The organism is Mesorhizobium sp. WSM4306 (assembly GCF_007003975.1).
Lineage (GTDB): Bacteria > Pseudomonadota > Alphaproteobacteria > Rhizobiales > Rhizobiaceae > Mesorhizobium.
Map to the genome: position 1 here is coordinate 15,449 of NZ_VFTC01000011.1, position 26,293 is coordinate 41,741.

Annotated in this window: 23 protein-coding genes; 16 read left to right on the forward strand and 7 right to left on the reverse strand. The window is 63.2% G+C overall.

Going from position 1 to position 26,293, the window contains the following annotated elements; genetic code table 11:
* The first annotated feature begins 141 nt into the window (after positions 1-141).
* The 6 genes from FJV77_RS14900 to FJV77_RS14925 all read left to right on the forward strand — a co-directional run bounded on the left by FJV77_RS14900 (position 142) and on the right by FJV77_RS14925 (position 8,157).
* On the forward strand, positions 142-984 hold the full coding sequence (locus FJV77_RS14900) for a glycosyltransferase family 25 protein (RefSeq protein ID WP_142867557.1): 843 nt from the start codon (positions 142-144) through the stop codon (positions 982-984).
* Between the two features lie 33 nt (positions 985-1,017).
* On the forward strand, positions 1,018-3,813 hold the full coding sequence (locus FJV77_RS14905) for a [protein-PII] uridylyltransferase (RefSeq protein ID WP_142867558.1): 2,796 nt from the start codon (positions 1,018-1,020) through the stop codon (positions 3,811-3,813).
* Between the two features lie 58 nt (positions 3,814-3,871).
* On the forward strand, positions 3,872-5,479 hold the full coding sequence (gene murJ / locus FJV77_RS14910; protein WP_142867559.1) for a murein biosynthesis integral membrane protein MurJ: 1,608 nt from the start codon (positions 3,872-3,874) through the stop codon (positions 5,477-5,479).
* Positions 5,480-5,594: 115 nt separating this feature from the next.
* Positions 5,595-6,662 (forward strand): tryptophan--tRNA ligase, encoded by a 1,068-nt coding sequence (trpS, locus tag FJV77_RS14915; protein ID WP_142867560.1) that lies wholly within the window; start codon positions 5,595-5,597, stop codon positions 6,660-6,662.
* 157 nt (positions 6,663-6,819) lie between these two features.
* Positions 6,820-7,311, forward strand: coding sequence for a universal stress protein (locus FJV77_RS14920; RefSeq protein ID WP_023672856.1), 492 nt, complete (start codon positions 6,820-6,822; stop codon positions 7,309-7,311).
* A 276-nt stretch (positions 7,312-7,587) separates the two neighbouring features.
* Complete coding sequence (locus FJV77_RS14925) at positions 7,588-8,157, forward strand: NifU family protein (protein WP_142867561.1); 570 nt, start codon at positions 7,588-7,590, stop codon at positions 8,155-8,157.
* A 176-nt stretch (positions 8,158-8,333) separates the two neighbouring features.
* Here FJV77_RS14925 and FJV77_RS14930 read toward each other — a convergent pair whose 3' ends face one another.
* On the reverse strand, positions 8,334-8,951 hold the full coding sequence (locus FJV77_RS14930; RefSeq protein WP_142867562.1) for a L,D-transpeptidase: 618 nt from the start codon (positions 8,949-8,951) through the stop codon (positions 8,334-8,336).
* 239 nt (positions 8,952-9,190) lie between these two features.
* Here FJV77_RS14930 and cueR point away from each other — a divergent pair, with 239 nt between their 5' ends.
* Positions 9,191-9,607 carry a Cu(I)-responsive transcriptional regulator gene (gene cueR / locus FJV77_RS14935; RefSeq protein WP_142867563.1) on the forward strand — a complete coding sequence of 139 codons (417 nt, stop codon included), beginning with the start codon at positions 9,191-9,193 and terminating at the stop codon, positions 9,605-9,607.
* 1,679 nt (positions 9,608-11,286) lie between these two features.
* Here cueR and FJV77_RS14940 read toward each other — a convergent pair.
* The gene (locus FJV77_RS14940; RefSeq protein WP_142867564.1) at positions 11,287-11,631 is read right to left on the reverse strand and encodes an antibiotic biosynthesis monooxygenase family protein; all 345 of its coding nucleotides are present in this window, start codon (positions 11,629-11,631) and stop codon (positions 11,287-11,289) included.
* Positions 11,632-11,800: 169 nt separating this feature from the next.
* On the opposite strand from FJV77_RS14940, the gene FJV77_RS14945 reads away from it, so the two are divergent.
* The 4 genes from FJV77_RS14945 to FJV77_RS32920 all read left to right on the forward strand — a co-directional run bounded on the left by FJV77_RS14945 (position 11,801) and on the right by FJV77_RS32920 (position 14,309).
* On the forward strand, positions 11,801-12,301 hold the full coding sequence (locus FJV77_RS14945; RefSeq protein WP_142867565.1) for an MmcB family DNA repair protein: 501 nt from the start codon (positions 11,801-11,803) through the stop codon (positions 12,299-12,301).
* A 188-nt stretch (positions 12,302-12,489) separates the two neighbouring features.
* Entirely contained in the window at positions 12,490-13,236 is a 747-nt protein-coding gene (locus tag FJV77_RS14950; protein ID WP_142867566.1) for an SDR family NAD(P)-dependent oxidoreductase, read from the forward strand.
* 156 nt (positions 13,237-13,392) lie between these two features.
* Complete coding sequence (locus FJV77_RS32915; protein ID WP_246691265.1) at positions 13,393-13,995, forward strand: sigma-70 family RNA polymerase sigma factor; 603 nt, start codon at positions 13,393-13,395, stop codon at positions 13,993-13,995.
* The gene (locus FJV77_RS32920; protein WP_246691266.1) at positions 13,959-14,309 is read left to right on the forward strand and encodes a nuclear transport factor 2 family protein; all 351 of its coding nucleotides are present in this window, start codon (positions 13,959-13,961) and stop codon (positions 14,307-14,309) included. Before FJV77_RS32915 ends, FJV77_RS32920 begins: the two co-directional genes overlap by 37 nt.
* On the opposite strand, the gene nhaA is transcribed toward FJV77_RS32920, so the two are convergent.
* The 5 genes from nhaA to FJV77_RS14980 all read right to left on the reverse strand — a co-directional run bounded on the left by nhaA (position 14,306) and on the right by FJV77_RS14980 (position 21,516).
* The gene (gene nhaA, locus FJV77_RS14960; protein WP_142867567.1) at positions 14,306-15,493 is read right to left on the reverse strand and encodes a Na+/H+ antiporter NhaA; all 1,188 of its coding nucleotides are present in this window, start codon (positions 15,491-15,493) and stop codon (positions 14,306-14,308) included. The genes FJV77_RS32920 and nhaA overlap by 4 nt on opposite strands.
* A 363-nt stretch (positions 15,494-15,856) precedes the next feature.
* Positions 15,857-16,420: an ActR/PrrA/RegA family redox response regulator transcription factor gene (locus FJV77_RS14965; RefSeq protein WP_023672848.1), complete on the reverse strand. Its 564-nt coding sequence runs from the start codon at positions 16,418-16,420 to the stop codon at positions 15,857-15,859.
* Positions 16,421-16,506: 86 nt separating this feature from the next.
* Entirely contained in the window at positions 16,507-17,832 is a 1,326-nt protein-coding gene (locus FJV77_RS14970; protein WP_185970330.1) for an ActS/PrrB/RegB family redox-sensitive histidine kinase, read from the reverse strand.
* A 32-nt stretch (positions 17,833-17,864) separates the two neighbouring features.
* Positions 17,865-20,438, reverse strand: coding sequence for an ATP-dependent helicase HrpB (gene hrpB / locus FJV77_RS14975; RefSeq protein ID WP_142867569.1), 2,574 nt, complete (start codon positions 20,436-20,438; stop codon positions 17,865-17,867).
* A gap of 187 nt (positions 20,439-20,625) precedes the next feature.
* Positions 20,626-21,516 (reverse strand): DMT family transporter, encoded by an 891-nt coding sequence (locus FJV77_RS14980; RefSeq protein WP_142867570.1) that lies wholly within the window; start codon positions 21,514-21,516, stop codon positions 20,626-20,628.
* Between the two features lie 26 nt (positions 21,517-21,542).
* Here FJV77_RS14980 and FJV77_RS14985 point away from each other — a divergent pair, with 26 nt between their 5' ends.
* The 5 genes from FJV77_RS14985 to FJV77_RS15005 all read left to right on the forward strand — a co-directional run bounded on the left by FJV77_RS14985 (position 21,543) and on the right by FJV77_RS15005 (position 26,291).
* On the forward strand, positions 21,543-22,241 hold the full coding sequence (locus FJV77_RS14985) for a PIG-L deacetylase family protein (RefSeq protein WP_142867571.1): 699 nt from the start codon (positions 21,543-21,545) through the stop codon (positions 22,239-22,241).
* 234 nt (positions 22,242-22,475) lie between these two features.
* Positions 22,476-23,807: an ABC transporter substrate-binding protein gene (locus FJV77_RS14990; RefSeq protein WP_142867572.1), complete on the forward strand. Its 1,332-nt coding sequence runs from the start codon at positions 22,476-22,478 to the stop codon at positions 23,805-23,807.
* A 105-nt stretch (positions 23,808-23,912) separates the two neighbouring features.
* Positions 23,913-24,860, forward strand: coding sequence for a sugar ABC transporter permease (locus FJV77_RS14995; RefSeq protein WP_142867682.1), 948 nt, complete (start codon positions 23,913-23,915; stop codon positions 24,858-24,860).
* On the forward strand, positions 24,857-25,807 hold the full coding sequence (locus FJV77_RS15000) for a carbohydrate ABC transporter permease (RefSeq protein ID WP_112560588.1): 951 nt from the start codon (positions 24,857-24,859) through the stop codon (positions 25,805-25,807). The genes FJV77_RS14995 and FJV77_RS15000 overlap by 4 nt, the downstream gene beginning before the upstream one ends.
* Positions 25,808-26,093: 286 nt before the next feature.
* Entirely contained in the window at positions 26,094-26,291 is a 198-nt protein-coding gene (locus FJV77_RS15005) for a hypothetical protein (RefSeq protein ID WP_142867573.1), read from the forward strand.
* Positions 26,292-26,293 lie beyond the last annotated feature (2 nt).

Genomic DNA, 26,293 nt, shown 5'->3' on the forward strand with positions numbered 1-26,293 from the left:
AGTGACTGGAAGGTCAAGGGGCGATTTTCACTTTTCGATCATGGCCGCCAGCGCGCGGCATCGAGGGAAAAATCGCTTACGCAATTTCTTTCCTATGTTATGGACGCGACCACCTGCATCCGCTGCATCGAACCCACCCACATGAAATGCCTGGTTATCAATCTCGATCGGTCCCGCGACCGCCTCGCCCATGTCTCGGCCGAGTTCGCCCGCATTGGCGTTGCCTTTGAACGGGTCACCGCCGTCGACGCGCGCGACCGGCCGGATCTGGCCGAAATGCCGCAGCGCAAGAAGCATTTGCGTATGGCCGACGGCGAGATTGCTTGCCTGCTAAGCCACCGACAGTGCTGGTCGATGATCGCGGCAGGCGATGACGCCTATGGCGCCATCTTCGAGGACGACATCGTCTTCGCCGACAAGGCTGGCCCATTGCTTGCCGGTGCCGGCTGGATTCCCGCCGATGCCGACATCGTCAAGCTGGAAACGTTCTTCAATCGAACCGTGATTTCACGCAAGGGGGTTGCCTGTGGCCACGGTTTTTCTGCGAGCAGGCTGCACGCCGTCCACATCGGCACGGCCGGGTACATCGTGTCGAGACAGGCTGCACGAGACCTCATCGAGGCGACGAATGAGATCGCTATCCCCGTCGATCATCTCGTCTTCAATCCGCGTTTTGCGACCTCGTCCCGCGACGTCATTTATCAGCTTGTGCCGGCTTTGTGCCTGCAGGCTCAGTTCCTTGGCGGCGGATCGGTGCAATTGCCGAGCCTGCTCAAGCAGGAGCGCCAAGAGGAATGGGCCGCAAGCGGGATGGGCAAGAAACGCCACAAGCCGATTGCGGCCAAGGTAGGGATCGAGATAAGGCGGCTAGCGAGGCAGATCACCGATCTCTTCCGGTTACGGCGGGAGAAAATCATCCCGTTCGAGTATCGCGGCCGACGCGTCCGTCCGCCCCATACCCAGCATCGTGAAAACGCGCTATAGACGCCGCCGAAAGGCGAGGCCAAACGGTAACTTATGGCAAAAATCTCCCTCAAGCTCGATGAGCTGATCGATAGCGAGGCGCTGCGCCGCGAGATGACGGCGCTGACCTCGGCCGGCAACGGCGCCGAGTCCGGCGCGCGCGTCGGCGCGCTCAAGCTGTTGAAGGGACGCCTGACCGAGGGCCGCAAGATCGCCGAGCGCATGCTGATGGACGATGGCAGCGGCGCGGCCTGTGCTGCCCGGCTGTCGCATCTCATGGACGAGATCATCCGTGCCCTCTACGAGTTCGCCGCGACCCACGTCTACCGGGTGAAAAACCCGTCGACTGCCGAACGCATGGCCGTCGTCGCCGTCGGCGGCTATGGCCGCGGCACGCTGGCGCCGGGTTCCGACATCGACCTCTTGTTCCTGCTGCCCTACAAGCAGACGCCGTGGGGCGAACAGATCGTCGAATACATGCTCTATATGCTGTGGGACCTCGGACTGAAGGTCGGCCACGCAACGCGCAACATCGACGAGTGCCTGAGGCTGTCGCGTAGCGACATCACCATCCGCACCTCGATCCTGGAGGCCCGGTTCCTGTGGGGAGAGCAAAAGCTCTTTGACGAATTGCTGACCCGCTTCGACCATGAAGTGGTCCGCACCACCGGGCCGGAATATGTGCAGGCCAAGCTCGCCGAACGCGACGAGCGCCATGCCAAGGCCGGCGAAAGCCGCTATCTGGTCGAGCCCAACGTCAAGGACGGCAAGGGCGGCCTGCGCGATCTGCAGACGCTGTTCTGGATCGCGAAATACTTCTATCGCGTGCGCACCGGCGAGGAGTTGGTCGACAAGGCCGTTTTCACCGAGGCCGAATACAGGGAGTTCCTCAAGGCCGAGGACTTTCTGTGGGCGGTGCGCTGCCACATGCATTTCCTCACCGGCAAGCCCGAGGAGCGGCTGCATTTCGACATCCAGCGCGAAATCGCCGAGCGTCTCGGTTACACCACCCATCCCGGCCTGTCGGCGGTCGAGCGCTTCATGAAGCACTATTTTCTCGTCGCCAAGGATGTCGGCGATCTGACCCGCATCTTCTGCGCCGCGCTTGAGGAAGAGCAAGCCAAGCACGTGCCGGGCTTCAACCGCATCTTCCTCACCTTCCAGCGCCGCAAGCGCAAGCTGGCCGGCACGTCCGATTTCATCGTCGACAACCACCGCATCAACGTCGCCGACGACACAGTGTTCGAGCGCGACCCGGTCAATCTGCTCAGGTTGTTCTGGTTCGCGGACAAGCACGGACTGGAATTCCACCCCGATGCGCTGAAGCTGCTCACCCGTTCGCTCGGTCTGGTCAACAAGTCGCTGCGGCGCGACGAGGAGGCCAACCGGCTGTTCCTCGACATCCTGACCTCGGACCGCAACGCCGAGCTCAATCTGCGGCGCATGAACGAGGCCGGCCTGCTCGGCAAGCTGATCCCCGATTTCGGCAAGATCGTCGCCATGATGCAGTTCTCGATGTACCACCACTATACGGTGGACGAGCACCTGATCCGCTGCATCGGCGTGCTGGCCGAGATCGAGCGCGGTGATGGCGAGAAGGTGCATCCGCTGTCGCACACGCTGATGCCGGGGCTGAAGAAAAGCCGCGAGGCACTCTATGTCGCCGTGCTGTTGCATGACATCGCCAAGGGCCGGCCGGAGGATCACTCCGAGGCCGGCGCAAGGATAGCGCGGCGCATCTGCCCGCATATGGGCCTGTCGGCGGCCGACACAGAGACCGTCGCCTGGCTGGTCGAGAACCATCTCGTGATGTCGATGACGGCGCAGACGCGCGACCTCAACGACCGCAAGACGATCGAGGATTTCGCCGCGATCGTGCAGTCGGTCGAACGGTTAAAGCTGCTTTTGATCCTCACCGTCTGCGACATCAGGGGTGTCGGGCCGGGCGTGTGGAACGGCTGGAAAGGCCAGCTCCTGCGCACGCTCTACTACGAGACCGAACTGCTGCTGACCGGCGGTTTTTCGGAAGTGTCGCGCGCCAAGCGCACGGCGGCATCTCGCGAACGGCTGGCCGAGGCGCTGGCCGACTGGCCGGACAAGGCGCGCAAGCGCTATGTCGGCCTGCACTATGAGAATTACCTCTTGACCGTCGATCTTGCCGATCAGCTGCGCCATGCCGAATTCATCCGCGAAGCCGACGCGGCGGGCAAGAAGCTGGCAACCGTGGTCAGGACCCACCAGTTCGAGGCGGTGACCGAAATCACCGTGCTGGCGCAGGACCATCCGCGCCTGCTCTCTGTCATTGCCGGAGCCTGTGCGGGCGCTGGCGGCAACATCGTCGACGCACAGATCTTCACCACCTCCGACGGCCGCGCGCTGGACATCATCCTGATCTCGAGGGAATTCGACCGCGACGAGGACGAGCGGCGGCGCGCCGAGCGCGTCGGCCGGCTGATCGAGGACGTGCTGTCGGGCAAGAGCTGGCTGCCGGAGATGATCGAGAAGCGCACCAAGCCGCGGCGCGGCGCCAAGGTGTTCAAAATCCCGCCACGCGCCGAAATCCGCAACACGCTGTCGAACCGTTTTTCGGTGATCGAGGTCGAGGGGCTGGACCGGCCGGGCCTGTTGTCGGAGATCACCAGTGCGTTGTCCGACCTCTCGCTCGACATCGCCTCGGCCCACATCACCACCTTCGGCGAGAAGGTCATCGACACCTTCTATGTCACCGACCTGACAGGACAGAAGATCGACAGCCCGGCGCGCAGCGCCGCCATCCACACCAGGCTGATCGCCGCACTCGAGGGCGTCGCCCCGGAACGCGGCGGCAAGGCCAAGGCGGCGGCCGAGTGACCATCACTTTGTCCCAATCAGCTGGTTTGTCCCAATCACCTAGGCAATCTCCCCGCGCATGAGCCTCGTCAAGAAATTCGCCACGGTTGCGTCCGGCACGCTGATGAGCCGCGCGCTCGGCTTTGGCCGCGAGATGCTGATGGCGGCCGCACTCGGCACCGGGCCGGTGGCGGACGCCTTCAACGCCGCCTTCCAGTTTCCCAACACGTTCCGCCGGCTGTTTGCCGAAGGCGCTTTCAACGCCGCCTTCGTCCCGCTGTTTGCCAAGGAGATCGAGACCCACGGCACCGACGGCGCCAAGCGCTTTTCCGAGGAAGTGTTCGGCGTCTTGTTCACGGCGCTGCTGGCGCTGACCATCGTCATGGAACTGGCGATGCCGCTGATCGTGCGCTATCTGGTGGCGCCGGGCTTTGCCGACACGCCGGGCAAATTCGAGACAACCGTCCTGCTCGCGACGATCATGTTCCCGTATCTCATCTGCATGTCGCTGGCGGCCATGATGGCCGGCATGCTGAACTCGCTGCGTCGCTATTTCGCGGCTGCCGTCGCACCCGCCTTCCTCAACATCATCCTGATCAGTGTGCTCGGCTACGCCTGGTACCACGGCATGGATGCGCATGACGTCGGCTTCAGCCTGTCCTGGGGCGTGCTCGCGGCGGGCATCGTGCAACTCGCCATCGTCTGGGTGGCGGTGCGCAATGCCGGCATCGTGCTCGGTTTTCGCCGGCCCAAGCTGACGCCCAACGTCAAGCGTCTGCTGATCCTGGCACTGCCGGCGGCGATCACCGGTGGCATCACCCAGATTAACCAGCTGATCGGCACGGCGATCGCGTCGGCGCAGGACAGTGCAGTGTCCTCGCTCGCCTATGCCGACCGCATCTACCAGCTGCCGCTCGGCGTCGTCGGCGTCGCGGTGGCGATTGTGCTGTTGCCGGAACTGTCGCGGGCGCTGAAATCAGGCAATCTGGTCGAGGCCGCCAATCTGCAGAACCGCTCGGTCGAGTTTACGCTGTTCATGACCTTGCCGGCAGCGGCGGCACTGTGGGTGATGTCCGAGCCGATCGTGCGGCTGGTCTATGAGCGCGGTGCCTTTGCCGCCAACGGCTCGACACCGACGGTGGCGGCGATCCTGGCGATCTTCGGCCTCGGCCTGCCGGCCTTCGTGCTGATCAAGGCCTTCACCCCCGGCTATTTCGCCCGCGAGGATACGCGCACGCCGATGATCTTCGCCGCCATTTCGGTGGGCGTGAACGTCGCGACCGCGCTGACGCTGTTTCCGAGGATGGGTGCGCCCGGCATTGCCGTGGCATCGGCTGTGGCAGGTTGGGTCAATGCGATGATGCTGCTTGCCGTCTTGATTCGGCGCGGCCATTGGGGCCGCGACGTGCCACTGCTGAAGCGCATCCCGCGCCTGGTGCTGTCGGCGGCGGTCATGGCGGTGGTGCTCTATTTCGCCGAGCATTGGCTGGCCGTCAGGCTCGGCCCCGGCTCGCCATTGGTGATCAAGGCGACGACGCTGCTAGCGCTGGTCGCCGGCGGGGCTCTGCTCTATTTCGTCACCGCTTTCGCCACCGGCGGCGCCGATTTCGGCATGATCCGCCGCAACGTGAAACGCGGATCGGGCAAGGCGGCACCGCCGACGCCAAAGGCCGATCTGGACGAATAGAGCTTCGTTCCGGCAATGGCGCCGTCTTGATCGCAGTTGCGTCTTCGTCCATAAGCGCGCCGTCGCAAGACTTTCGCCGCGTGCGAAACGGCCCTCCACAAGCCATGAGGACATCATGACCGCCTTCAAACAGCTCGTCTTTTCCGGCGTCCAGCCGACCGGCAATCTGCATCTCGGCAACTATCTCGGCGCCATCAAGAAATTCGTCGCCCTGCAGGATACATCCGACTGTATCTATTGCGTCGTCGACCTGCATTCGCTGACCGCACAGCTCGTCCATGACGATCTCGCCGACCAGACCCGCTCGATCACCGCCGCGTTCCTCGCCTCCGGCATCGACCCGAGGAAACACATCGTCTTCAACCAGTCGCGGGTGATGCAGCATGCCGAGCTTGCCTGGATCTTCAACTGCGTGGCGCGCATCGGCTGGATGAACAAGATGACGCAGTTCAAGGACAAGGCCGGCAAGGACCGCGAGAATGCCTCGCTGGGTCTGCTCGCCTATCCCTCGCTGATGGCGGCCGACATCCTGCTCTATCGCGCCACCCATGTGCCGGTGGGCGAGGACCAGAAGCAGCATCTGGAGCTGACCCGCGACATCGCGCAAAAATTCAACAACGACTTTTCGAGCCGCATCGCCAGCCTTGGCGTCGGCGTCGAGATGCAGGTCGGCGAAGAGACCGTGAACGGCTTTTTCCCGATCACCGAACCGGTCATCGGCGGCCCGGCGGCGCGCATCATGAGCCTGCGCGACGGCTCCAAGAAAATGTCGAAGTCGGACCCGTCCGACCTGTCGCGCATCAACCTGACCGACGATGCCGACACCATCTCGAAGAAGATCCGCAAGGCCAAGACCGACCCGGAGGCCTTGCCGAGCGAGGTCGACGGACTGGAAAGCCGACCCGAAGCGGAAAACCTGGTCGGCATCTATGCCGGGCTGGCCGAAATGTCGAAGGCCGACGTGCTGAAGGAATTCGGCGGCCAGCAGTTTTCGGTGTTCAAGCCGGCACTGGCTGACCTTGCCGTGGAAAAACTGGCGCCGATCGCCGGCGAGATGCGCCGCATCGAGGGCGACCGCGCCTATGTCGATGCGGTGCTGAGGGACGGCGGCGAACGCGCCGGCGTGCTGGCCGAGACCACGATGAAGACCGTGCGCGACATTATCGGACTGCTGCAGGGCTGAGCCTCGAGCCGGATGTCGTCCGAAAACCGCTTCACACTTTTCGGCATCATGCTCTAGCCGTCACAGTGCACTGCACCACACTGACACAAGGCCGGTGGCTTGCCGCCGGTCTGCCGTGGTGGCAGATTGCGGCCGAAATAGCATCGAGTAGATAGACATGGTCTCCAAACGCCTCAGTCGCGAAGCCGGCCATCGCAGGAAATTCCTGACGATCATCGACGACACGCCGGAGTGCGAGCGCGCCGTCGCCTACGCTTCGAAGCGGGCGCAGAGTACCAGTGGTACGCTGGTGCTGCTCTACATCATCACACCGGACGATTTTCAGCACTGGCTGGGCGTCGAGAAGATCATGCGCGAGGAAGCCAACGCCACGGCGCGCGCAGCGCTCGACGGCTATGCCAACAAGGTGCGCCAGAAGCTCGGTATCGAGCCCGAAATGGTGGTGCGCGAAGGCAAGCCGACCGAAGAGATCCACAAACTGATCGAGGAAGACCAGGATATCGCTATCCTGGTGCTGGCGGCAGGCGCCGGCAAGGAAGGGCCCGGACCGCTGGTCGGCGCTGTCGCCGGCAAGGGCGCGGCCTTCCCCATTCCGGTCACAGTAGTGCCGCAGAATTTGTCGGATGAGGAGATCGACAGCCTCGCTTGAAGGTGTATTGATATTCGGGTGATGCCGGCCTGCAAATGGTGGCTTTCTGCGCTTCCGGTGCTCACGTACTTCAAGTACGCTCCGCTCCGGTTCTCGAAATCCACCATTTTCGACTCGACCTGAGCTGAATCTCAACACATCTCAGTCGGCGCCAGGCTCGAAAAAACATTCCGCCAGCCAGCCATTTGAGCGGTGCGTTTCGCTTGAATGTCCAGCCGATTGAGCCTATTTAGAACTATTCCAAACTAGTTGCCCGACTGGGGCACGGAGACGGCCATGTTCATCCAGACCGAATCGACGCCGAACCCGGCAACGCTGAAATTCCTGCCCGGCAAGGAAGTGCTTGTTGAAGGCACCGCCGATTTCCGCGACGCCGACAGTGCGGCGAGCGCCTCGCCGCTGGCCGGCCGGCTGTTCGAGATCCCCGGCGTCACCGGCGTGTTCTTCGGCTATGACTTCGTCACCGTGACCAAGGACGGCCCCGACTGGCAGCATCTGAAGCCGGCCATCCTCGGCGCCATCATGGAGCATTTCATGTCGGGCGCGCCTGTTATGGTCAATGCCGGCCCCGCCGCCGAGACCAGCCAGACCGGCGAATTCTACGACAAGGCCGACGAGGAACTGGTCATTACCATCAAGGAACTGCTCGATACCAGGGTGCGCCCGGCGGTTGCCCAGGATGGCGGCGACATCACCTTCCGCGGCTTCGAGAACGGCACCGTGTTCCTGCACATGAAGGGCGCCTGCGCCGGTTGCCCGTCTTCGACCGCGACGCTGAAGCACGGCATCCAGAACCTGCTCCGGCACTTCGTGCCGGAAGTGCAGCAGGTCGAGCAGGTCTCTTAAAGACTTTTCCCATCGGACCAAAAACAAAAAACCGGGCCAAATTGCCCGGTTTTCTGTTTGGGACGTCCGTTGTTGCCTAGACGGTCCGCGTCATAAAACTTCTAGTTGACCATGATCTTTCCCGAAAACCGGTATCCACTTTTCGCTTACGCGGACCTCCGGTTCGGGATCATGTCTCACATCACAATGACCTTGGCGCCGACCGACGTGCGGTCGTAGAGGTCGATGATGTCCTGGTTCATCAGCCGGATGCAGCCCGACGACATCGCCTTGCCGATCGAATTCCACTCCGGGCTGCCATGCAGGCGGTAGCCCATGTCGCCGCCCTTGTTGAACAGGTACATGGCGCGCGCGCCGAGCGGGTTCTTCAGGCCCGGCTCCATGCCGCCGGCAAACTTGGCCAGTTCCGGCTGGCGCTGGATCATCTGCCGCGGCGGGGTCCAGGTCGGCCATTCGCGCTTCAGCGCGATGTGGGCGGTGCCGTGCCATTCAAAACCTTCGCGGCCGACGCCGATGCCGTAGCGGATCGCCCGGCCGTCGCCTTCGACGAAGTAGAGAAACTTGTTCTGCGTATCGACGACAATGGTGCCCGGCTTTTCCGAGGTGTCGTAGTTCACCTCCTGCCGGTGGTACTTCAGCGGCACCTTCTCGATCGGGATGCGCGGCAGCTGATAGCCTGCATCGTTCACCGCGCCGTAGTTGTTGGTGAAGAGCTGCGAGCCGATCGTGCTGCAACCCGAGATCGCGGTCGACAACGCAAGTGCAGCAACGATTGCAAATGACTTCATGCGCATGAAATGGTCCGATGCCCCGCCCAGAATCGAGCGGCACGTCGCGGCCGCTTTTCCTGAAATCATTCATGCTGGCATTTGCTTTGCTTGCCAAGGGTGCGATGCCTATATGCAAGAGCTTACGTGCCGGTAAGCCGTCAACTATGGCATTTCGGCAACAGGGGTCACGGGATTGTGAAGGAAAAACAATGGGCGGTCCCATCGGATAGCCCAGATTCAGGGAACCACATCGAGGAAGCACTATGAATGTTGGCGATGCCGCAGCACGGTCCGGCCTGCCGGCCAAGACCATCCGCTACTATGAAGAGATCGGCCTGATCGCGCCGGCGCGCGCCGGCAATGGCTATCGCGATTATTCCAGCGACGACATCCACCGGCTGGCCTTCCTGCGCCGCGCCCGCAACCTGGGCTTTTCAATCGAGGATTGCCGCCAGTTGATGGCCCTCTACCGCGACCGCAGCCGCGCCAGCCACGACGTGCGCGAGATCGCCGCCGCCCATGTCAGCGCCATCGAGGAGAAGGTGCGCGAGCTGCAGTCGATGCGCACGACCTTGCAGAAGCTGATCCACGCCTGCCATGGCGATGACCGGCCGGACTGCCCGATTTTGGATGACATTGCGGGATCGGCGCTGACCGGAGACAGGGCGGCCTCGGCTTGAAAGGCTGGCGCCGGAATAGACTGGACGTCGGACGCGGACGAAAACTTCGCTAAAGGTCTAATATCTCGTTTGGCTAAAATACGGAACGTCCAATGGACAATAACGGAACCAAAGCGGTTACATCAGACCTTTGCGTTCACGGCGCAAGACTTTAGTCCTGCCGTCTTATAGATAAGAACGGAAGTTGTTTGACACGACATAGGGCCGCTGCGGATCAGTACCAGACTGCGTCCAGATCAAATATGGTGCGATCGCGGAAGGCGCTCGGATCAAGCAGTCGCCCCTGGTTGGCCAACCAATGAGGCGCTGATGCTGGGATCAACGTTCTGATCAACCAGCCCGTACCAATGTGCAATCATCGCTGGAAACGGGACAGGACCGGCAAACTAACGGGTTGGAACATAAACCCCGAGAGCGACTGCCACCTGCATTTCCAGCAAGATCGTCGCAAACATAATCAAGAAAAACAAGCGGACAAGAAATGATGGCGTGAACTTGTACCTTTGAGACAAGAGCACGCACACGATAGTAGCGATGCCCGCTGCAGCCGTGACGACTAGATCAACTACGACTCCTCGCGAAAACATAGTCCCCCTCCCCCAAGCCGGAACTGCAAGCCTAACGCCAACGACCCGCCTTGTGGAAGGCACGCCAGTTCAGAGCAGCAGGTGAATTGCCAGAAGCTCGATGATCAGCAAAACGGCGCACACCGCGCCCCCAAGGGCATAACCTCGCCAATACTGGCGGACATCCTCATCGGTTTGGAATGCTTCCACCCAAGGCCCTTCAGGGGCGACGCCAAGGCAAATGGGGATCGGCATCGTGGTTGGCACGATTGTAGCGGGAGCTGAAGCATCTCGATCCGACATGCACGCGGCCCTCACAACCCGGAGAAGTCAGCATATTAGTCCTAGCTAACTAATAGGGAAAGCTCCGAATGATTGCCGGCCTGTCGAGGACGAAGCGCTGCACAGGAGCATCGTCGGTCCCCTCTTGGCTGGCCTACCACAGCGAGCACCACTGTTTGAGTCACTGTGGTGATCGAGTAGGGTCTGTGAAGTATATAGTCGCCCTCCAAGAAGCGGACGCATTTCGGAAAGCCGATTCATCTCGAATTGCCTTACTGGCGATATGCGAGGCGCGGCGCGCGAACTGAAAACCGATCAGTCAGACGCCGCGTTTGAGGGCGCGGTGAATAAGATAGCCAAGGCGCCGAAGCTCACCAGCGAACAGATAAAAGAACCAGCTCGACGCCAGCGCTCCCAAGAGCCGTAGCCATTCCCCCACGGCTGGGTAGCTCCAAAACGCTTAGTTGCGCAATTGCTAATATGAAATACCTTAGGCAGTGCGGGAGGGACGATCCAATCATAACCCGCAGTGGCCGGTGCGGCCTGCACCCCCAACGATAGCCCCGGGCCGTACCGGCTATTCCCTCAGGGCGTGCCTTGCACCTTTGTGCCCATCGACCTTGGGCACTCAGTCTTGCTTGAGAGATTGCTCATGTGCGGTAAGTTGAATTCAGAGCGGCGCTTCTTGGCTCGCTTGGCCGGTGCAGTTTGGCGTTGGGGAACTGCGCCGGCTTTTGCCCTACGGCTTGGTAGCCCCTAGAGTCGGCTTGACGGATAAAGGAACTGGTGCGGCGGAAGCGGAATGAGGCCAAGGATTAGGCCACGAACCCGTTAGCCATACAATGTGCGAGAGTCCGCAGGTGCTTCTGTTCGGTTTTCTAAACTATAATCCCAGAGGACGCTGGTCGCCCGTATGTGATAGTCGCGGAGTATACCGCCACGGCCCTTAGCCATAATCACGCGATGTTCTTCAAGATTGCGCCAGCGAGCCAGCGCGGCTTCGTCGCGCCAAAGTGAGAATGACAGGTACTTTCCTGGCTCACTGCAACTCTCGAATCGCTCTGCCGATATGAAGCCGTCAATAGCTTCAAGTAGCGGGCGTATCTCCTTTGCCAACGCGATATAGTCGTCACGCCGGTCTGGATAAGGCCACAGTTCCGAGACGACAGCTATCACCACGGCCCCCCGCGCATCACTGGGAGAAAGCGTACTCCTTGCCTACAAATTTGCGAGTCAAATTGCAGCCAGGCTGTCGAGGAATCCTATTCACCTTGGGTTTGTCAACCATACAATCGCCTTCCAAAAACAGGTTCAAACCGTGAACAAAATCTGGCATGGTGCCGCCATGCCGATTATTTCCCCGATTCCCCTCAATCCCCTGATCGATGGCCGCCAGTCGGAACGCGCCATGCTGGTGCGGCGTGGCGTGCAGCGGCTGTTGATGCAGATGGGCATGCATGTTCTGCCTGAACTGTCGCTGGCCACCGGCCGGCGCGCCGATCTGGTGGCGCTGACACGGCAAGGCGACATCTGGATCATCGAGATCAAATCGTCGATCGAGGATTTTCGCGTCGACCGCAAATGGCCTGACTACCGGCTGCATTCCGACCGCTTCTTCTTCGCCACCCATCCCGGCGTGCCATCCGAAATCTTCCCCGAGGAATGCGGCTTCATCCTCTCCGACGGCTACGGCGCCGAGATCCTGCGCGATGCGCGGGAGCACCGCATGGCGGCGGCAACGCGCAAGGCGCTGATGCTGCGGATTGCACGCGCCGGTGCTGCGCGGCTGCTGGCGGCGGAGCTTGCGGGCGTGGCGGTGCCGGCGCTGGAAGGGGAGAGCGAGTAGGCCCGGGCGCAAATGTGCGCCGCGCCGTCGCCGTGTCGCCTGCCGATTTTCGCCCGGTCAAGGTTTTTTGCGCGGGCGCTGCCGACAGTCGCGAAGATATTTTATCCCGCACCGATGATTTCCACTCCCCTGCGCTGTCCTGATCAATAGGCGCTGGATGGTCCAGTGACCGGAAAGCGAGGTGATCCATGCGATCGTTACTAGGTCAAAATGTCGTCGTCGTCGGAGGCAGCCGGGGTGTCGGCCGCTCAATCGTGGAGGCTGCACTCGGCGAGGGCGCGACAGTGCTTGCCGTTGCCCGTGGCGCGGCGGCCCTGAAAGAGCTCTCCTGGGAAAGACCAGACGTGAAGACGCTTGCGGTGGACGCGACGGTGGAGACCGCACCCGAAGCGGTTTTCGACACACTTGCGCCGGACGTGCTGGTGATCTGCGCCGGCGCCCTTGCCCCCTCCGCGCCTTTGCAGGAACAAAGCTGGGAGGTCTTCTCCGCAAACTGGGAAACTGACGTCAAGGCGGCATTCCTGTTCTGCAAGGCCGCGCTCAACACTCCGCTCAAGCCGGGGAGCCGGGTTGTGCTGATCTCCAGTGGCGCAGCCTTGACCGGCGGACCGCCGTTCGCCGGCGGGTATGCGGGCGCAAAACGCATGCAGATGTTCCTGGCCGGTCATTGCCAAAAGGAATCGGATCGACTTGGACTGGACCTGCGCTTTATGGCGCTTGCGCCGGCTCGCATCATGCCAGGGACCGGGATAGGCGATGCCGGGCTCGATGGCTTTGCGGCTTATTTGGGCATCCAGCCTGCAGACGTCCTCGCGAGCATGACCGACTTGCAGACGCCGGCCGATGTCGGCCGCGCGGTGGTCGCGCTCGCCACCGGCAAATCGGAAGGCAGCTCCTTCACCGTCAGCGGCAGCGGACTTGCGGCAGCGGCCTGAGGCGCTCAGGATGCAAGGCGATTTCAGCACCGCGGGCTCCATATGACAGACGCTCCTGGCCCTCTTGAGCCACTGGGCCGACCGATCCTCGATCGGCCGGCCTTCGAGCGTCTGACAGCAGCCCACCGCCGCGAGCTCAAGCTCCATTGCTACCGGATGATGGGTTCGCTGCACGAGGCGGACGACCTTGTCCAGGATACGTTTCTGCGGGCATGGCGCGGCAGATCGCAATTCGATGGGCGAGGTTCGGTGCGCGGCTGGCTCTATACGATCGCCACCAACAGCTGCCTCAACGCCATCAAGGCGAGGTCGACGGCGCATCGCATTCTCCAGCAACCCGAGCGATCCCCCTCCAGCGGGCGCGCCACAGGCGGGCCCGCCGCCGAGCTCACCTGGCTGGAGCCTTATCCGGACGCGGAGCTGCCCGACCTCGTTGACGGCGAGCCCGGTCCGGAAACGCGCTATGAAACGCGCGAGGCCGTGCAACTGGCCTTCGTCGCCGCGATCCAGCTTCTGCCGCCCAGGCAGCGGGCCGCCCTTTTGCTGTGCGACGTGCTGGGTGGTCGGGTGTCGAGACGGCTCAATTGCTGGGCGGGTCGACCGCTTCGATCAACAGCGCCCTGCAGCGGGCGCGCGCGACGCTTGGCGCGCGATATCCTCAGGGGCGTCCGCTGCAGCGATCGCAGCCCAACCGGCAAGAGGCCCAGCTGCTGGAGCGTTACATGCAGGCCTGGCAGGCCGCCAGTCTCGACGGCCTGATCGAGCTGCTGCGCGAGGATGCCACCTATCACATGCCTCCATGGCGGGACTGGTACCGGGGACGTGAGGCTATCCGGGGTTTCTTCGAGACCGTCTGGGGCAATTTCGCCGGCTACCATGCGGTCGCCACCGGCGCCAACGGTCAGCCCGCGGTTGCGGTCTACGCGCGCCGCCACCAGGATCCCGTGTGGCGAGCCCAATCTCTGCATGTCATCGAGGCTGCCGATGACAGGATCGCCTTGCTGACGGTCTATGTCGGTCCGCTCGGCCAGGACTTGTTCAAGGCCTTCGCCCTGCCGCCTGTCTGGCCTTAATCCTCGTCAGTAGCCTCACCCGCGGCCGGCGCCGTCAGCAGCACGGCAGCACCCAGCAGTGCGGCAATCAGCGAGCCGGCCAGGATGCCGACCTTGACCGCGTCCTGCAGCGCCACGTCATTGGCGAAGGCGAGCAGGCCGATGAACAGGCTCATGGTGAAGCCGATGCCGCAGAGCAGCGAAATGCCGATCATGTGCAGCCAGCCGGCATTGACCGGCAGGTCGGCGAAGCCGAGCCGGATGGCCAGCGCCGACGAGCCAAAGACGCCGACCAGCTTGCCCACCACGAGGCCGGCGGCGACGCCGAGCGTCAGCGGTTCGGCCAAAGCGGCGGCGCTGAGGCCGGCCAGCGACACGCCGGCATTGGCAAAGCCGAAGATCGGAATGACGATGAAAGGCACGATCTTGTGCAGACCGTGTTCGAGCCGGTGCAGCGGCGAATGGTCGAGATCGTGGCCGCTGCCGGGAGACACTTTGAGCGGGATGGTGAGCGCCAGCGCGACGCCGGCCAGCGTCGCATGCACACCCGATTTCAGCACCAGCACCCACAGGATGGCGCCGAGCACGAGGTAAGGCGTCAGCGCCGTCACCCGCATGCGGTTGAGCACGACGAGCACGGCGATGACGGCGAAGGCGGCGGCGAGATAGGCGAGCGACAGTCCGCTTGTGTAAAAGATGGCGATGATGATGACAGCGCCGAGATCGTCGATGATGGCGAGCGCGGTGAGGAAGATTTTCAGCGACGCCGGCACGCGATTGCCGAGCAGCGACAGCACGCCGAGCGCAAAGGCGATGTCGGTGGCGGTCGGGATCGCCCAGCCGGAGAGCGCGGCCGCATTGTTTCGGTTGATGGCGACATAGACCAGCGCCGGAACCAGCATGCCGCCGGCGGCGGCGACGCCCGGCAGCACACGGCGCGGCCAGGTCGAGAGCTGGCCGTCGAGCATCTCGCGCTTGATCTCGAGGCCGACCAGCAGGAAGAACACTGCCATCAGCCCGTCATTGATCCAGTGCGAGAGGCTGAGCGGGCCGAGATAGGCGTGGAGGGCGGCGAAATAGGTTTCGGCCAGCGGTGAATTGGCGACGATCAACGCAAGGGCGGCCGCCACCATCAGGATGATGCCGCCCGCCGCCTCGCCATCGAGGAATTCGCGAAGGATGGATTGTGGCCGCTCGTCGCGCATGTGTTCTCCGTTGCCGGATTCTCGGTCGGCGTTGTTTGCGATGATGCGCAAAGCTTTGCGGCCGGGCAAGCGCAACTCTTTTCAGCGTTGGCGCCGCCCCTCATTGTCCTGCCGGACGTTCGTCATTCGAAAAGCCAAGCAGTTGGCTTTTCGTCCGCTTCGCGGACCATTCCTCAACTCCCGTATAGTGACGGGGAGAAAGGGGCAGCTTCAGCCTAGCCGTCGTTTCCTGCAACGCCGGCGATTGGCGAAGCCAGCGATGAGAGCGCCCCTCTCCCCGTCTCTATACGGTGAGAGGATGCCGGCAGGCCGGTGAGGGGCAGCGCTGACGTTCGGCAATTGGCGGCCTGCGCCGCGTGAACCTCAGCGCGGCGCGCGCTTGGCCAGTATCCGCTGCAGCGTGCGGCGATGCATGTTGAGCCGGCGCGCCGTCTCCGAGACGTTGCGGTCGCACATTTCGTAGACGCGCTGGATGTGTTCCCAGCGCACGCGATCGGCCGACATCGGGTTTTCGGGCGGGGCGGCGCGTTCGCCGGCGGTGCGGGTAAGCGCCGCAAACACATCGTCGGCATCGGCGGGTTTCGACAAATAGTCGATGGCGCCGAGCTTCACCGCCGTGACCGCAGTGGCGATGTTGCCATAGCCGGTGAGGATGACCGTGCGGGCATCGTCGCGCTTCTCGCGAATGGCGGCGACGACGTCGAGGCCGTTGCCGTCGCCAAGCCGCATGTCGACCACCGCATAGGCCGGCGGATGGGCGCGCGCCTTGGCCACCGCCTCCTCGACGCTCTCGGCCGTCTCGACCACGAAACCCCTGGTTTCCATGGCGCGGGCCAGCCGCGTCAGGAACGGCTTGTCGTCATCGACGATCAGCAGCGAGGTGTCCTCGCCTTCAACCATTGCACCAATTGCTTCTTCGCCAGTCATCGTCTTAAAAAATCCTGCTGCCTTAATTTTACGCAGATATAGTTCCTGAACGCCATTGTCCAATTTTGCCGGCTGCGGCCAAAGCTTCAGGCGGTGTCGAACATCGAGGTTCCCACCGATTGCGGGTTTAGGAAGACGGTGCGCGGCCACGATATCTGCACGATGGCGCCCTCGCCCAGTCCGCTCGAATTGCGGAAGTCGAGCGTGGCGCCGGAGCGTTCGAGCAAGGTCTTGGCGATGAACAGCCCGAGACCCAGGCCGCCGCCGGCTTCGTTGCCCTGGCGCGTCGACATGTAGGGCTCGCCGATGCGGTCGATGATTTCGGGCGGAAAGCCCGGCCCGTCATCGATGATCGAGAAGGTGACGTCGAGTTCGTCCCAGCTCCAGCTTACGGTGACGGTCTTGCGGGCGAAGTCGACGGCGTTCTCGACCAGATTGCCGAGACCGTAGATAACGCCGGGATTGCGTCGCCCGACCGGTTCGGGGCCAATGCGTTCGCCCGGCCGCAGCTTGATCGAGATGCCGAAATCGCGGTGCGGCGCCGTCACCTCCTCGACCAGCGAGGTCAGCGGCAGCCGCGAGAGATGCGCCTCGCCCTCCGAGGACAGGCTGGTGAGGCGTTTCAGGATCTCACGGCAGCGCTCGCTCTGCGACCGCAGCAGCTTGACGTCCTCACCGAATTTCGGGTCGTCGCCAAGCGCCTTTTCCATCTCCTTGGAGACCAGGGCGATGGTGGCGAGCGGCGTGCCGAGCTCGTGTGCTGCGGCGGCAGCCAGGCCATCCAGCGCCGACAGATGCTGCTCGCGCTGCAGCACCAGTTCGGTGGCGGCAAGCGCGTTGGCGAGCAGGCGGGCTTCCTCGGCGACGCGGAAGGCATAGATGGCGGTGAAGGCGATCGAGGAAAACACCGCCATCCATATGCCGGCGACATAGATAAACGGCATGGGCAGCGGCGCGCCCTCGTACCAGGGCAGCGGCAGATGGAAGAACACCAGCAAGCTTGCTCCCACTATCACCAGCCCGCCGAGAATGGCGGTCAGCCGCAGTGGCAACGATGTCGCCGAGACGACGACAGGCACAGTCATCAGCAGCGAAAACGGATTGGTGAGACCGCCGGTCATGTAGAGCAGGCCGGCAAGCTGCAGGCTGTCGAAGGTCAGGATGACGAAGGCCGAAAACGGCGTCAGCCGGTGCGCCGCCGGATAGCGGAAGGTCAGAACCAGGTTCAGCCAGGCCGAACATGCGATCAGCGCGAAACAGAGGCTGACCGGCAGCGGGAATTTCAGCCCATAGGCGACGACCAGCACGGTCAGGCTCTGGCCAACGATGGCCAACCACCGCAGCCGGATCAGCGTGTTGAGGCGCAGCCGCTGGCTTTGCTGGAAGTCGGGCGCATGCAGGATATTGATCATGGCCAAGGATTATAGCCGGGAAACCAGAAACGCTAGGTGCCGCGCGGTTTTGCCCGCGCTGTGGCGGCGGCGAGCAGCGGATTTTCCGGCCAGACATGGCGAGGATAGCGGCCGCGCATGTCGGTGCGCACATCGGCCCAAGAGCCGCGCCAGAAGCCGGGCAGGTCGCGCGTCGTCTGGATCGGCCGGTGCGCCGGCGACAACAGCTCGAGCGTCAGCGGCACGGTGCCGTTGGCGATAGAGGGATGGTGGTCAAGGCCGAACAGCTCCTGCACGCGGATCGCCAGCACCGGCCATTCGCCGTCATAGCGGATCGGCACATGGCTGCCGGACGGCGCATCGAAATGGGTCGGCGCCAGTGTGCCGATCTTGCGCTGCAATTCATGCGGCACCAGCGCCATCAGGCCTGAAGACAGCGCGCCGGGATCGATCGCGGCGAAGGACGCCTTGCCTGTGAGGAACGGCAGCAGCCAGTCGTCGAGGCGTTCGATGAGGGCCATGTCCGAAACATCGGGCCAGGGCGCACCGAGGCCGCGGTGCAGCCAGCCAAGGCGCTGGCGTAGCGTCTCCCCCTCCTTGCCCCACTCTAGCAGAGAGAGCCCGTGTTCGCGCAACGCATCCAGGATGGCGCGGTCGGCGTCAATGCCGGAAGGCGCCGGGAGCATGCGCTCGGACAAAGTGATGGCGCCGAGCCTGGCGGTCTCACGCACACGCACCGAGCGCCGCGCGCGGTCGAAACTCACCTCGCGGCGGGTCTCGATCCTGTCGGAAAGTGCAGCACGAATGTCGGCCTCGTCGACGGCCGCCGCCGCCGTGATGCGGGCGTTTTGCGCCTTGCCCTGCAAATCGGCGACCACCAACCAGCTCTCGCCAGCAAGCGGATCGGCGGCGTCGAGCATGGCGCCGGAGCCGTTGGCGAGCACGAAACGCCCGCGCTCGCCGCGCGCTTTGGCGACGCGATCCGGCCAGGCGTGGATGAGCAAAGCGCCGGCACTGCTACCCTCCCCCTTGTGGGGAGGGTCGGCGAGCGCGCCTTGCGCAGCAAGGCGAGAGAGACGGGGTAGCGCCCCACGAGGACCCCCACCCCGCTCCGCTTCGCGGATCGACCCTCCCCACAAGGGGGAGGGTGAAGAGGCCTGCTTCGCCAACCGCTCAGCCAGCTGCCTTGCCGCCACGGCGCGCGGCGATTTCTCGCTGCGAAAGCGCATCAATCGGCGTTCGAGGTCGGCGCCGTCGCCGCCGAGGCCGCGCTCGGTGAGCAGCACTGCCAACGTCGCCGCTTCGAGCGCGTTGCCGCTGCTGGCGGCTTCAGCGACCATGTGCGCTAGCCGCACCGGCAGCGCCAGCTTGCGCATCGCGCCGCCCGCCTCGGTCAGCCGCCCGGTCGCGTCGATGGCGTGCAGCGCACTGAGCAGCGCCCGCGCCTCGTTGAGGGCCGGGGCAGGCGGTGGGTCGAGGAAGGACAGGCTCGCCGGATCGGCGACGCCGAAAGCGGCGCAATCGAGCAGCAGGCTGGACAGATCGGCTTCGAGGATCTCGGGCGGCGTGAAGGCAGGAAGTGCTGCCGTCTGTTCGGCCCGCCACAGGCGGATGGCGACACCGGGCTGCGTACGCCCGGCGCGGCCGGCGCGCTGGTCGGCCGATGCCCTGGAAACACGGACCGTCTCCAGCCGGGTCAGGCCGCTCGCCGGCTCGTAGCGCGGCAGCCGCGACAGGCCGGAATCGATGACGACGCGCACGCCGTCGATGGTGATCGAGGTCTCGGCGATCGACGTCGCCAGCACCACCTTGCGGCGGCCGGGCGGCGCCGGCTTGATGGCGGCGTCCTGCGCCCTGTTGTCGAGCTGGCCGTAGAGCGGCACGATGTCGGTGTCGGCTCCCAAGCGGTCCTGCAGCCGCTCGGCGGTGCGCTCGATCTCGCGCTGCCCCGGCAGGAAGGCGAGCACGCTGCCGCTCTCCTCGACCAGCGCCGAACGGATTGCCTTGGCCATGGCGTCTTCGACGGGAACACCAGCCGGCCGCTCGTCGTAACGGATGTCGACGGGAAAGGCCCGGCCTTGACTTTCGATCACCGGCGCGCCGGACAAGAGTTTCGCAACGCGCGCGCCGTCGAGCGTCGCCGACATCACCAGCAGCCGCAAATCCGGCCGCAGCGCGCCTTGCACATCGAGCGCCAAAGCTAGGCCGAAATCGCCGTCGAGCGAACGCTCATGGAACTCGTCGAAAATCACTGCGGAGACGCCGAGCAACTCCGGATCGTCGAGGATCATGCGCGCCAGCACGCCTTCGGTGACGACCAGGATTCTTGTCCGGGCCGAGGTGCGGTTTTCCATGCGCATGGCATAGCCGACGGTGGCACCGGGCTCCTCGCCGAGCAATTGCGCCATGCGGCGGGCGGCAGCGCGGGCGGCGAGCCGCCGCGGTTCAAGCAGGATGATCTTGCCGGTACCCAGCCACGACGCATCGAGCAGCGCCAGCGGCACCAGCGTCGTCTTGCCGGCCCCGGGCGGCGCCACCAGCACGGCGCTGCTGCCAGCGCCGAGCGCCTCGCTCAGCGCCGGCAGTACGGCGGACACCGGAAGCTCCGGCAAGGGTCTTGTCGTCATCGCGTCCGCATATCAGCGGTCACCACAACCGTGCAACCGGCTTAGAGACCGTTTGGAAATTCTACTCCGGCGGCGATCTGATGGCGTTTTCTGCGCTTCCGGTGCTCACGGACCCAAATGTCCGCTCCGCTCCGGTTCTCGAAACCACCACCATATGACTCGCCGCAGCGAATTTCGAAACGGTCTCTCAGAGCCTGGTGCGCGCAAGCGGGTTCCAGCGCACCGTACCCAACCGCACCTCCTCTCGCACCATGGTCAGCAGGCCGGAAGCGCCGACGACGGCGAGGCCGACCAGGGACAGCCAGTCGGGATATTCCTGGAAGAACAGCGCGCCGAGGATCACCGCCCAGACGATTTGCGAATAATGTGTCGGCGCGATGCGGTTGGCGGGCGCGTATCTGGCGGCCAGCAGCTGCAGCAACTGTCCGCAAGCGGCGAACGCGCCCGCCATCACCAGCCACAGCAGCTGCATCGCGTTGGGAAGGGTAAACGATGTGGCGGCGACGCCTATGCCGTTGAACACTAGGCCATAGCCAACCAGCACGCCCAGCATGGTGGTGCGCTTTTCCTGCTGCGCCAGCGAGCGGGTCAGGATGATGTTGGAGGCGGCCAGGAAGGCGACAGCGAAGGCGGCAAGGTGGCCGAGTTGCAATTCGCGAAAACCCGGCCGCACCACCAGCATGACGCCGGCAAAGCCCGCGACCACCGCCAGCCAGCGCCAGGGGCCGACCTTTTCCTTGAGCACCAGCATCGACAGAATGGTGACGCAGAGCGGCGCCAGGAAGACCAGTGCATAGACTTCAGCCAGCGGAATGGTGGTGAAGGCATAGACGCTGAGCAGGCCCGATGCCATGCCGGCCCAGGCGCGGGCGTGCACCGCCCACGGCCGCTTCGTGCGCCAGAAACCACGCCAGCGCTCATCGGCCGGCCGGCTGAAAAACAGGAAGCAGCCGGCAAACAGCGTCACGAACAAGGCGATCTCGAAGACGGTGAACTGTCCGCCAAGGCTCTTGATAACGGCATCGCTGCACGAATAGCTTGCATAGGCGATGAGGGCGAGCAGGATTCCGTTCGTCACGTTTTTCCATTTCCGGGGAGAGTGCGGTGAAGGTATTGGCGCTCGGCGCGCATCCGGACGACATCGAGATATTCATGTTCGGTACGATGGCCGCCTATGCGGCGCAAGGCGCAGAACTCACTTTTGCCATAGCCACCGATGGCGCCAAGGGCGGCAAGGGCGACCCAAGCGTTTTGGCTCGTGTCCGGCGCGAGGAAGCGGCTGCCGCTGCGGCTTTGCTCGGCGCGACCCCGCGCTTCCTCGACTTTCCCGACGGCGAACTGATGGCCGATGCAGCGCTGATCGGTTCGCTGAAAGGGCTGATACGTGAGACAACAGCGGATCTGGTGATCACGCATGCGCCCAACGACTATCACGCCGACCACCGCGCGCTGTCGGACGGCGTGCGCATCGCGGCCTCCTTCGCTGTGCCGGTGCTGCATACCGACACGATGGGCGGAACCGGATTTTCGCCGACGCACTATGTGGACATTTCCGCCTACCACGATGTCAAAATCCAGGCGATCCGCGCCCATCGCTCGCAGCTGCCGGAACAGTATGTCGAACGGGCGCGCGTCCAGAACGCGTTTCGCGCCGGTCAATGCAACGCCGTCCCCGGTTCGCTGGCCGAGGCCTTTCGCTTCGAGCCGACTTTTCCCTTCGCCGATATACGCGCATTGCTGCCGCCCGCGCCGCCTGTCCGACCAGTGACGCCACAGATAAAAATTGCAAGCGACGCCGGCTAAGCAACTTTCGGGCGAACCCCCACACAATCATTTTCCCAACGATTTCAATCCTCGTTTCGCAATGCTGCGGCGCAGCAACGAATTCGCTTGCCTTGTTTAGTAAAAATTGCATCACTAAACAAATTACTAAACATCTGCGACGCACCGCGCCGCCATGTTTAGGCCCTCGGAGGAGCGAGGGTTGAGGGCTCTTGAAACCGCCATCCGGGCGCGTTTCGCAAATGGGAGGAAGGCATGAAATCGAGCTTGAAACTGGCGTTGGGACTGACTTCGGCGATTACCGCGTCGACAGCCGTCTCGAACGTTGCGCACGCTGAAGACCTGACGCTGTGCTGGGCCGCCTGGGACCCGGCCAACGCACTTGTCGAACTGTCCAAGGACTTTACCAAGGAAACCGGCATCGGCATGAAATTCGAGTTCGTGCCGTGGACCAACTATGCCGATCGTTTCCTCAACGAACTCAACTCACACGGCAAGCTCTGCGACCTCATCATCGGCGACAGCCAGTGGATCGGCGGCTCGGCCGAGAACGGCCACTACGTCAAGCTGAACGACTTCTTCGACAAGGAGAAGATCAGCATGGACGACTTCGTGCCGGCAACCGTTGTCGGGTATTCCGAATGGCCGAAGAACACGCCGAATTACTGGGCGCTGCCGGCCATGGGCGACGTCGTCGGCTGGACCTACCGCAAGGACTGGTTCTCCAAGCCGGAGCTGCAGAAGGAATTCAAGGAAAAGTATGGCTGGGATCTCGGCCCGCCGACCACTTTCGACCAGTTGAAGCAGATCGCCGAATTCTTCCAGAAGCGCGAGATCGACGGCAAGACCGTCTATGGCGCCTCGATCTACACCGAGCGTGGCTCGGAAGGCATCACCATGGGCGCCATGGACGTGCTCTACAGCTTCGGCTTCCAGTATGAAAACCCGAAGAAGCCCTACGAAATGGAAGGCTTCGTCAACTCAGAGAAATCGGTGAAGGGGCTGGAATTCTACAAGGCGCTCTATGATTGCTGCACCCCGCCCGGCGCGTCGAACAGCTACATGGGCGAAGGCGTCGACGCCTTCAAATCCGGCCAGGTGGCCATGCACATGAACTTCGCCTTTACCTGGCCCGGCCTGCAGAAGGACGAGAATGTCGGCGGCGACAAGATCGGCTACTTCGTCAACCCGAAGGGTCCGGACGGCGACCAGTTCGCCCAGCTCGGCGGCCAGGGCATTTCGGTTGTGTCCTATTCCGACAAGCAGGAATCGGCGCTGAAATACATCAAATGGTTTGCCAACAAGGACGTGCAGGCCAAGTGGTGGTCGCTGGGCGGCTATTCCTGCCTGAACGCGGTGGTCAAGGATCCGGCCTTCCCGGCCAGCCAGCCCTATGCGCAGACCTTCCTCGACTCGATGGCCATCGTGAAGGACTTCTGGGCCGAGCCGAGCTACGCACCGCTGCTGCAGGCGTCGCAGAAGCGCTTCCACGACTATGTCGTCGCCGGCCAGGGGTCATCCAAGGACGCACTCGACGGCCTGGTCAAGGACTGGACGCAAGTCTTCCAGGACGATGGCAAGATGTAAGCTCCTCCCGAGCTAAACCGAAGCGTCCCGTGCCGCCCTTGGCACGGGACGCAGTTCAGATAAATTCCATTGTCGAGACTTGACGTGACCGAAGCAGGACTCACCATGCTCAATCGGACTGCGGAGAACGTTGCCCGGGCGACCCCGGAGCCGTTGGCCCGCAAGGTCCGGGGCATCAGCGACAAGGGCCTCGCCTGGCTGTTCATCTCGCCGACGATCCTGTTGCTCTTGGCCATCAACATCTTCCCGCTGTTCTGGGCGATCTATCTGTCCTTCACCAACTTCCGCGCCAACCGGCCGAATGAGGTGGTCAAGAACCTCGGCCTCGCCAATTACCAGCGCATCCTCGGCGACCAGGATATCTGGATTGCTATGCAGACCACGGCGCATTTCGTGTTCTGGACCATTCTGTTGCAGACGCTGATCGGCTTTACGCTGGCCTGGCTGATCGACAGGAAATTCCGCGGCCATGCCTTCTGGACGACCATCATCCTGGTGCCGATGATGCTGTCGCCGGCGGTCGTCGGCAATTTCTGGCGCTTCCTCTACGAACCGCAGATCGGGCTGTTCTCCTACGCTGTCTCGTTCGTCACCCGCATCCCGCCAACCGACATCCAGATGCTGTCCAACGTGTCGCTGGCGCCATGGTCGATCATCATCGTCGACACCTGGATGTGGACGCCCTACGTGATGCTGATCTGCCTCGCCGGCCTGCGCTCCATCCCCGAATACATCTATGAGGCGGCCGAGGTCGACCGCGCCTCAAACTGGCGGCAGTTCTGGTCGATCACACTGCCGATGGCGCTGCCCTTCATCATGCTGGCGGTGCTGTTTCGCGGCATCGAAAACTTCAAGATGTTCGACATGGTCACTCTCTTGACCGGCGGCGGGCCGGGCTCGACCACCGAAGTCGCCTCGATCACGCTGAAGCGGCAGGCTTTCGAGAGCTGGCGCACCGGCTATTCCTCGGCCTTCGCCATCATCCTGTTCGTCGCAGTGTTCGGGCTGGCCAACATCTACGTCAAGGCGCTCAACAAGGTGAAGCAGAGATGAGCCTGACCACCGCCCATTCCGTCGTTGCCCCTTCGGGAACAGCAAAAGGCATCGCCGGCACGATCATCGTCGCCTACGCGCTGATCTCGATCGTGCCGCTGTTGTGGATCTTCGCCACCAGCTTCAAGACGCCACCGGATTCGATTGCCTATCCGCCCAAGATCGTCTTCCAGCCGAGCATCGAAGGCTATTGCAACCTGTTCACGACGCGCACCCGGCAGACGCCGGAATACATCAACTCGCTGGGGCCGGCGACCGGCTTCTGCGACGAGACGGTGCGCAAGCGCAACATGGTGATTGCCGGCCCGTCGAACTTCCTGCCGCGCTTCGTCAACTCGCTGATCATCGCCTTCGGTTCGACCTTCTGCGCCGTCTTCCTCGGTACGCTGTCGGCCTATGGTTTCTCGCGCTTCAAGGTGCCGCTGGCCGATGACCTTCTGTTCTTCATCCTGTCGACGCGCTTCATGCCGCCGATCGCGGTCGCCATTCCCATCTACCTGATGTACCGCGAGCTCGGCCTCTCCGACACCGCGCTCGGCATGATCCTGCTCTACACGGCGGTCAATGTCTCGCTGGCGGTATGGCTCTTGAAAGGCTTCATCGACGAGATCCCGCGCGAGTACGAAGAAGCGGCGATGATCGACGGCTATACGAGGCTGCAGGCCTTCTGGCGCACCGTGCTGCCGCAGGCGACTACCGGCATTGCCGCGACCGCGATCTTCTGCCTGATCTTCGCCTGGAACGAATATGCGTTCGCAGCCCTGCTCACCTCGGGCACCGCGCAGACGGCACCGCCCTTCATCCCGACCATCATCGGCGAAGGCGGCCAGGACTGGCCGGCGGTGGCGGCGGGCACGACGATCTTCCTGGTGCCGATCCTGGTCTTCACCATCCTGCTGCGCAAACAATTGCTGCGCGGCATCACCTTCGGCGCGGTGCGCAAATGATTGATGTGGGAATACGAAACCGACGGTGCTTGACGTTTGGCGATAGCGTGCATGGCAAGCAGGTACCGTCTCGCGCTACGCCAGGTCGACCCCCACTCCGTCGAGCTTCGCTCGACACCTCTCCCCCGATCGACGGGGGAGAGGAAGGGCGCGAACTTCATTCAGCCAGACTCCCTTCCTCTCCCTCCGGAGGGGGGAGAGGTGGCGCCGCGATGCGGCGACGGAGTGGGGGAACTACCTGGCAACCGTCTCGCCCCGTGAAGGGGCAGAGGGAAAGGAGCCACACATGACGCGCCCGGCTATCTCCAGAAAGTGGCCGCGCTGGGCTAGGCGCGGCCTCTTGGAAAACATCGCGACGGCGATCATCGCCATCGGCTTCCTGATGCTGTTCCAGCCCTTCGCACTGGCGCTCTACACCTACTCCTTCATCACCATGCTCGCCGGCACGGTGATGTTCATCATCGTCTCGAAATTCCCGGAATAGTC

Excerpts from the sequence above, each read along its gene's own strand:
- FJV77_RS14995 (WP_142867682.1), top strand. The coding sequence starts at position 23,913 with ATGCTCAATCGGACTGCGGAGAACGTTGCCCGGGCGACCCCGGAGCCG.
- murJ (WP_142867559.1), top strand. The coding sequence starts at position 3,872 with ATGAGCCTCGTCAAGAAATTCGCCACGGTTGCGTCCGGCACGCTGATG.
- FJV77_RS14990 (WP_142867572.1), top strand. The coding sequence starts at position 22,476 with ATGAAATCGAGCTTGAAACTGGCGTTGGGACTGACTTCGGCGATTACC.
- FJV77_RS32915 (WP_246691265.1), top strand. The coding sequence starts at position 13,393 with ATGATGGGTTCGCTGCACGAGGCGGACGACCTTGTCCAGGATACGTTT.
- FJV77_RS14925 (WP_142867561.1), top strand. The coding sequence starts at position 7,588 with ATGTTCATCCAGACCGAATCGACGCCGAACCCGGCAACGCTGAAATTC.
- FJV77_RS14970 (WP_185970330.1), bottom strand. The coding sequence starts at position 17,832 with ATGATCAATATCCTGCATGCGCCCGACTTCCAGCAAAGCCAGCGGCTG.
- FJV77_RS14965 (WP_023672848.1), bottom strand. The coding sequence starts at position 16,420 with ATGACTGGCGAAGAAGCAATTGGTGCAATGGTTGAAGGCGAGGACACC.
- nhaA (WP_142867567.1), bottom strand. The coding sequence starts at position 15,493 with ATGCGCGACGAGCGGCCACAATCCATCCTTCGCGAATTCCTCGATGGC.
- FJV77_RS14900 (WP_142867557.1), top strand. The coding sequence starts at position 142 with ATGAAATGCCTGGTTATCAATCTCGATCGGTCCCGCGACCGCCTCGCC.
- FJV77_RS14905 (WP_142867558.1), top strand. The coding sequence starts at position 1,018 with ATGGCAAAAATCTCCCTCAAGCTCGATGAGCTGATCGATAGCGAGGCG.
- FJV77_RS14950 (WP_142867566.1), top strand. The coding sequence starts at position 12,490 with ATGCGATCGTTACTAGGTCAAAATGTCGTCGTCGTCGGAGGCAGCCGG.
- FJV77_RS14920 (WP_023672856.1), top strand. The coding sequence starts at position 6,820 with ATGGTCTCCAAACGCCTCAGTCGCGAAGCCGGCCATCGCAGGAAATTC.
- hrpB (WP_142867569.1), bottom strand. The coding sequence starts at position 20,438 with ATGACGACAAGACCCTTGCCGGAGCTTCCGGTGTCCGCCGTACTGCCG.
- FJV77_RS15005 (WP_142867573.1), top strand. The coding sequence starts at position 26,094 with ATGACGCGCCCGGCTATCTCCAGAAAGTGGCCGCGCTGGGCTAGGCGC.
- cueR (WP_142867563.1), top strand. The coding sequence starts at position 9,191 with ATGAATGTTGGCGATGCCGCAGCACGGTCCGGCCTGCCGGCCAAGACC.
- FJV77_RS14945 (WP_142867565.1), top strand. The coding sequence starts at position 11,801 with ATGCCGATTATTTCCCCGATTCCCCTCAATCCCCTGATCGATGGCCGC.
- trpS (WP_142867560.1), top strand. The coding sequence starts at position 5,595 with ATGACCGCCTTCAAACAGCTCGTCTTTTCCGGCGTCCAGCCGACCGGC.
- FJV77_RS32920 (WP_246691266.1), top strand. The coding sequence starts at position 13,959 with ATGCAGGCCTGGCAGGCCGCCAGTCTCGACGGCCTGATCGAGCTGCTG.
- FJV77_RS14930 (WP_142867562.1), bottom strand. The coding sequence starts at position 8,951 with ATGCGCATGAAGTCATTTGCAATCGTTGCTGCACTTGCGTTGTCGACC.
- FJV77_RS15000 (WP_112560588.1), top strand. The coding sequence starts at position 24,857 with ATGAGCCTGACCACCGCCCATTCCGTCGTTGCCCCTTCGGGAACAGCA.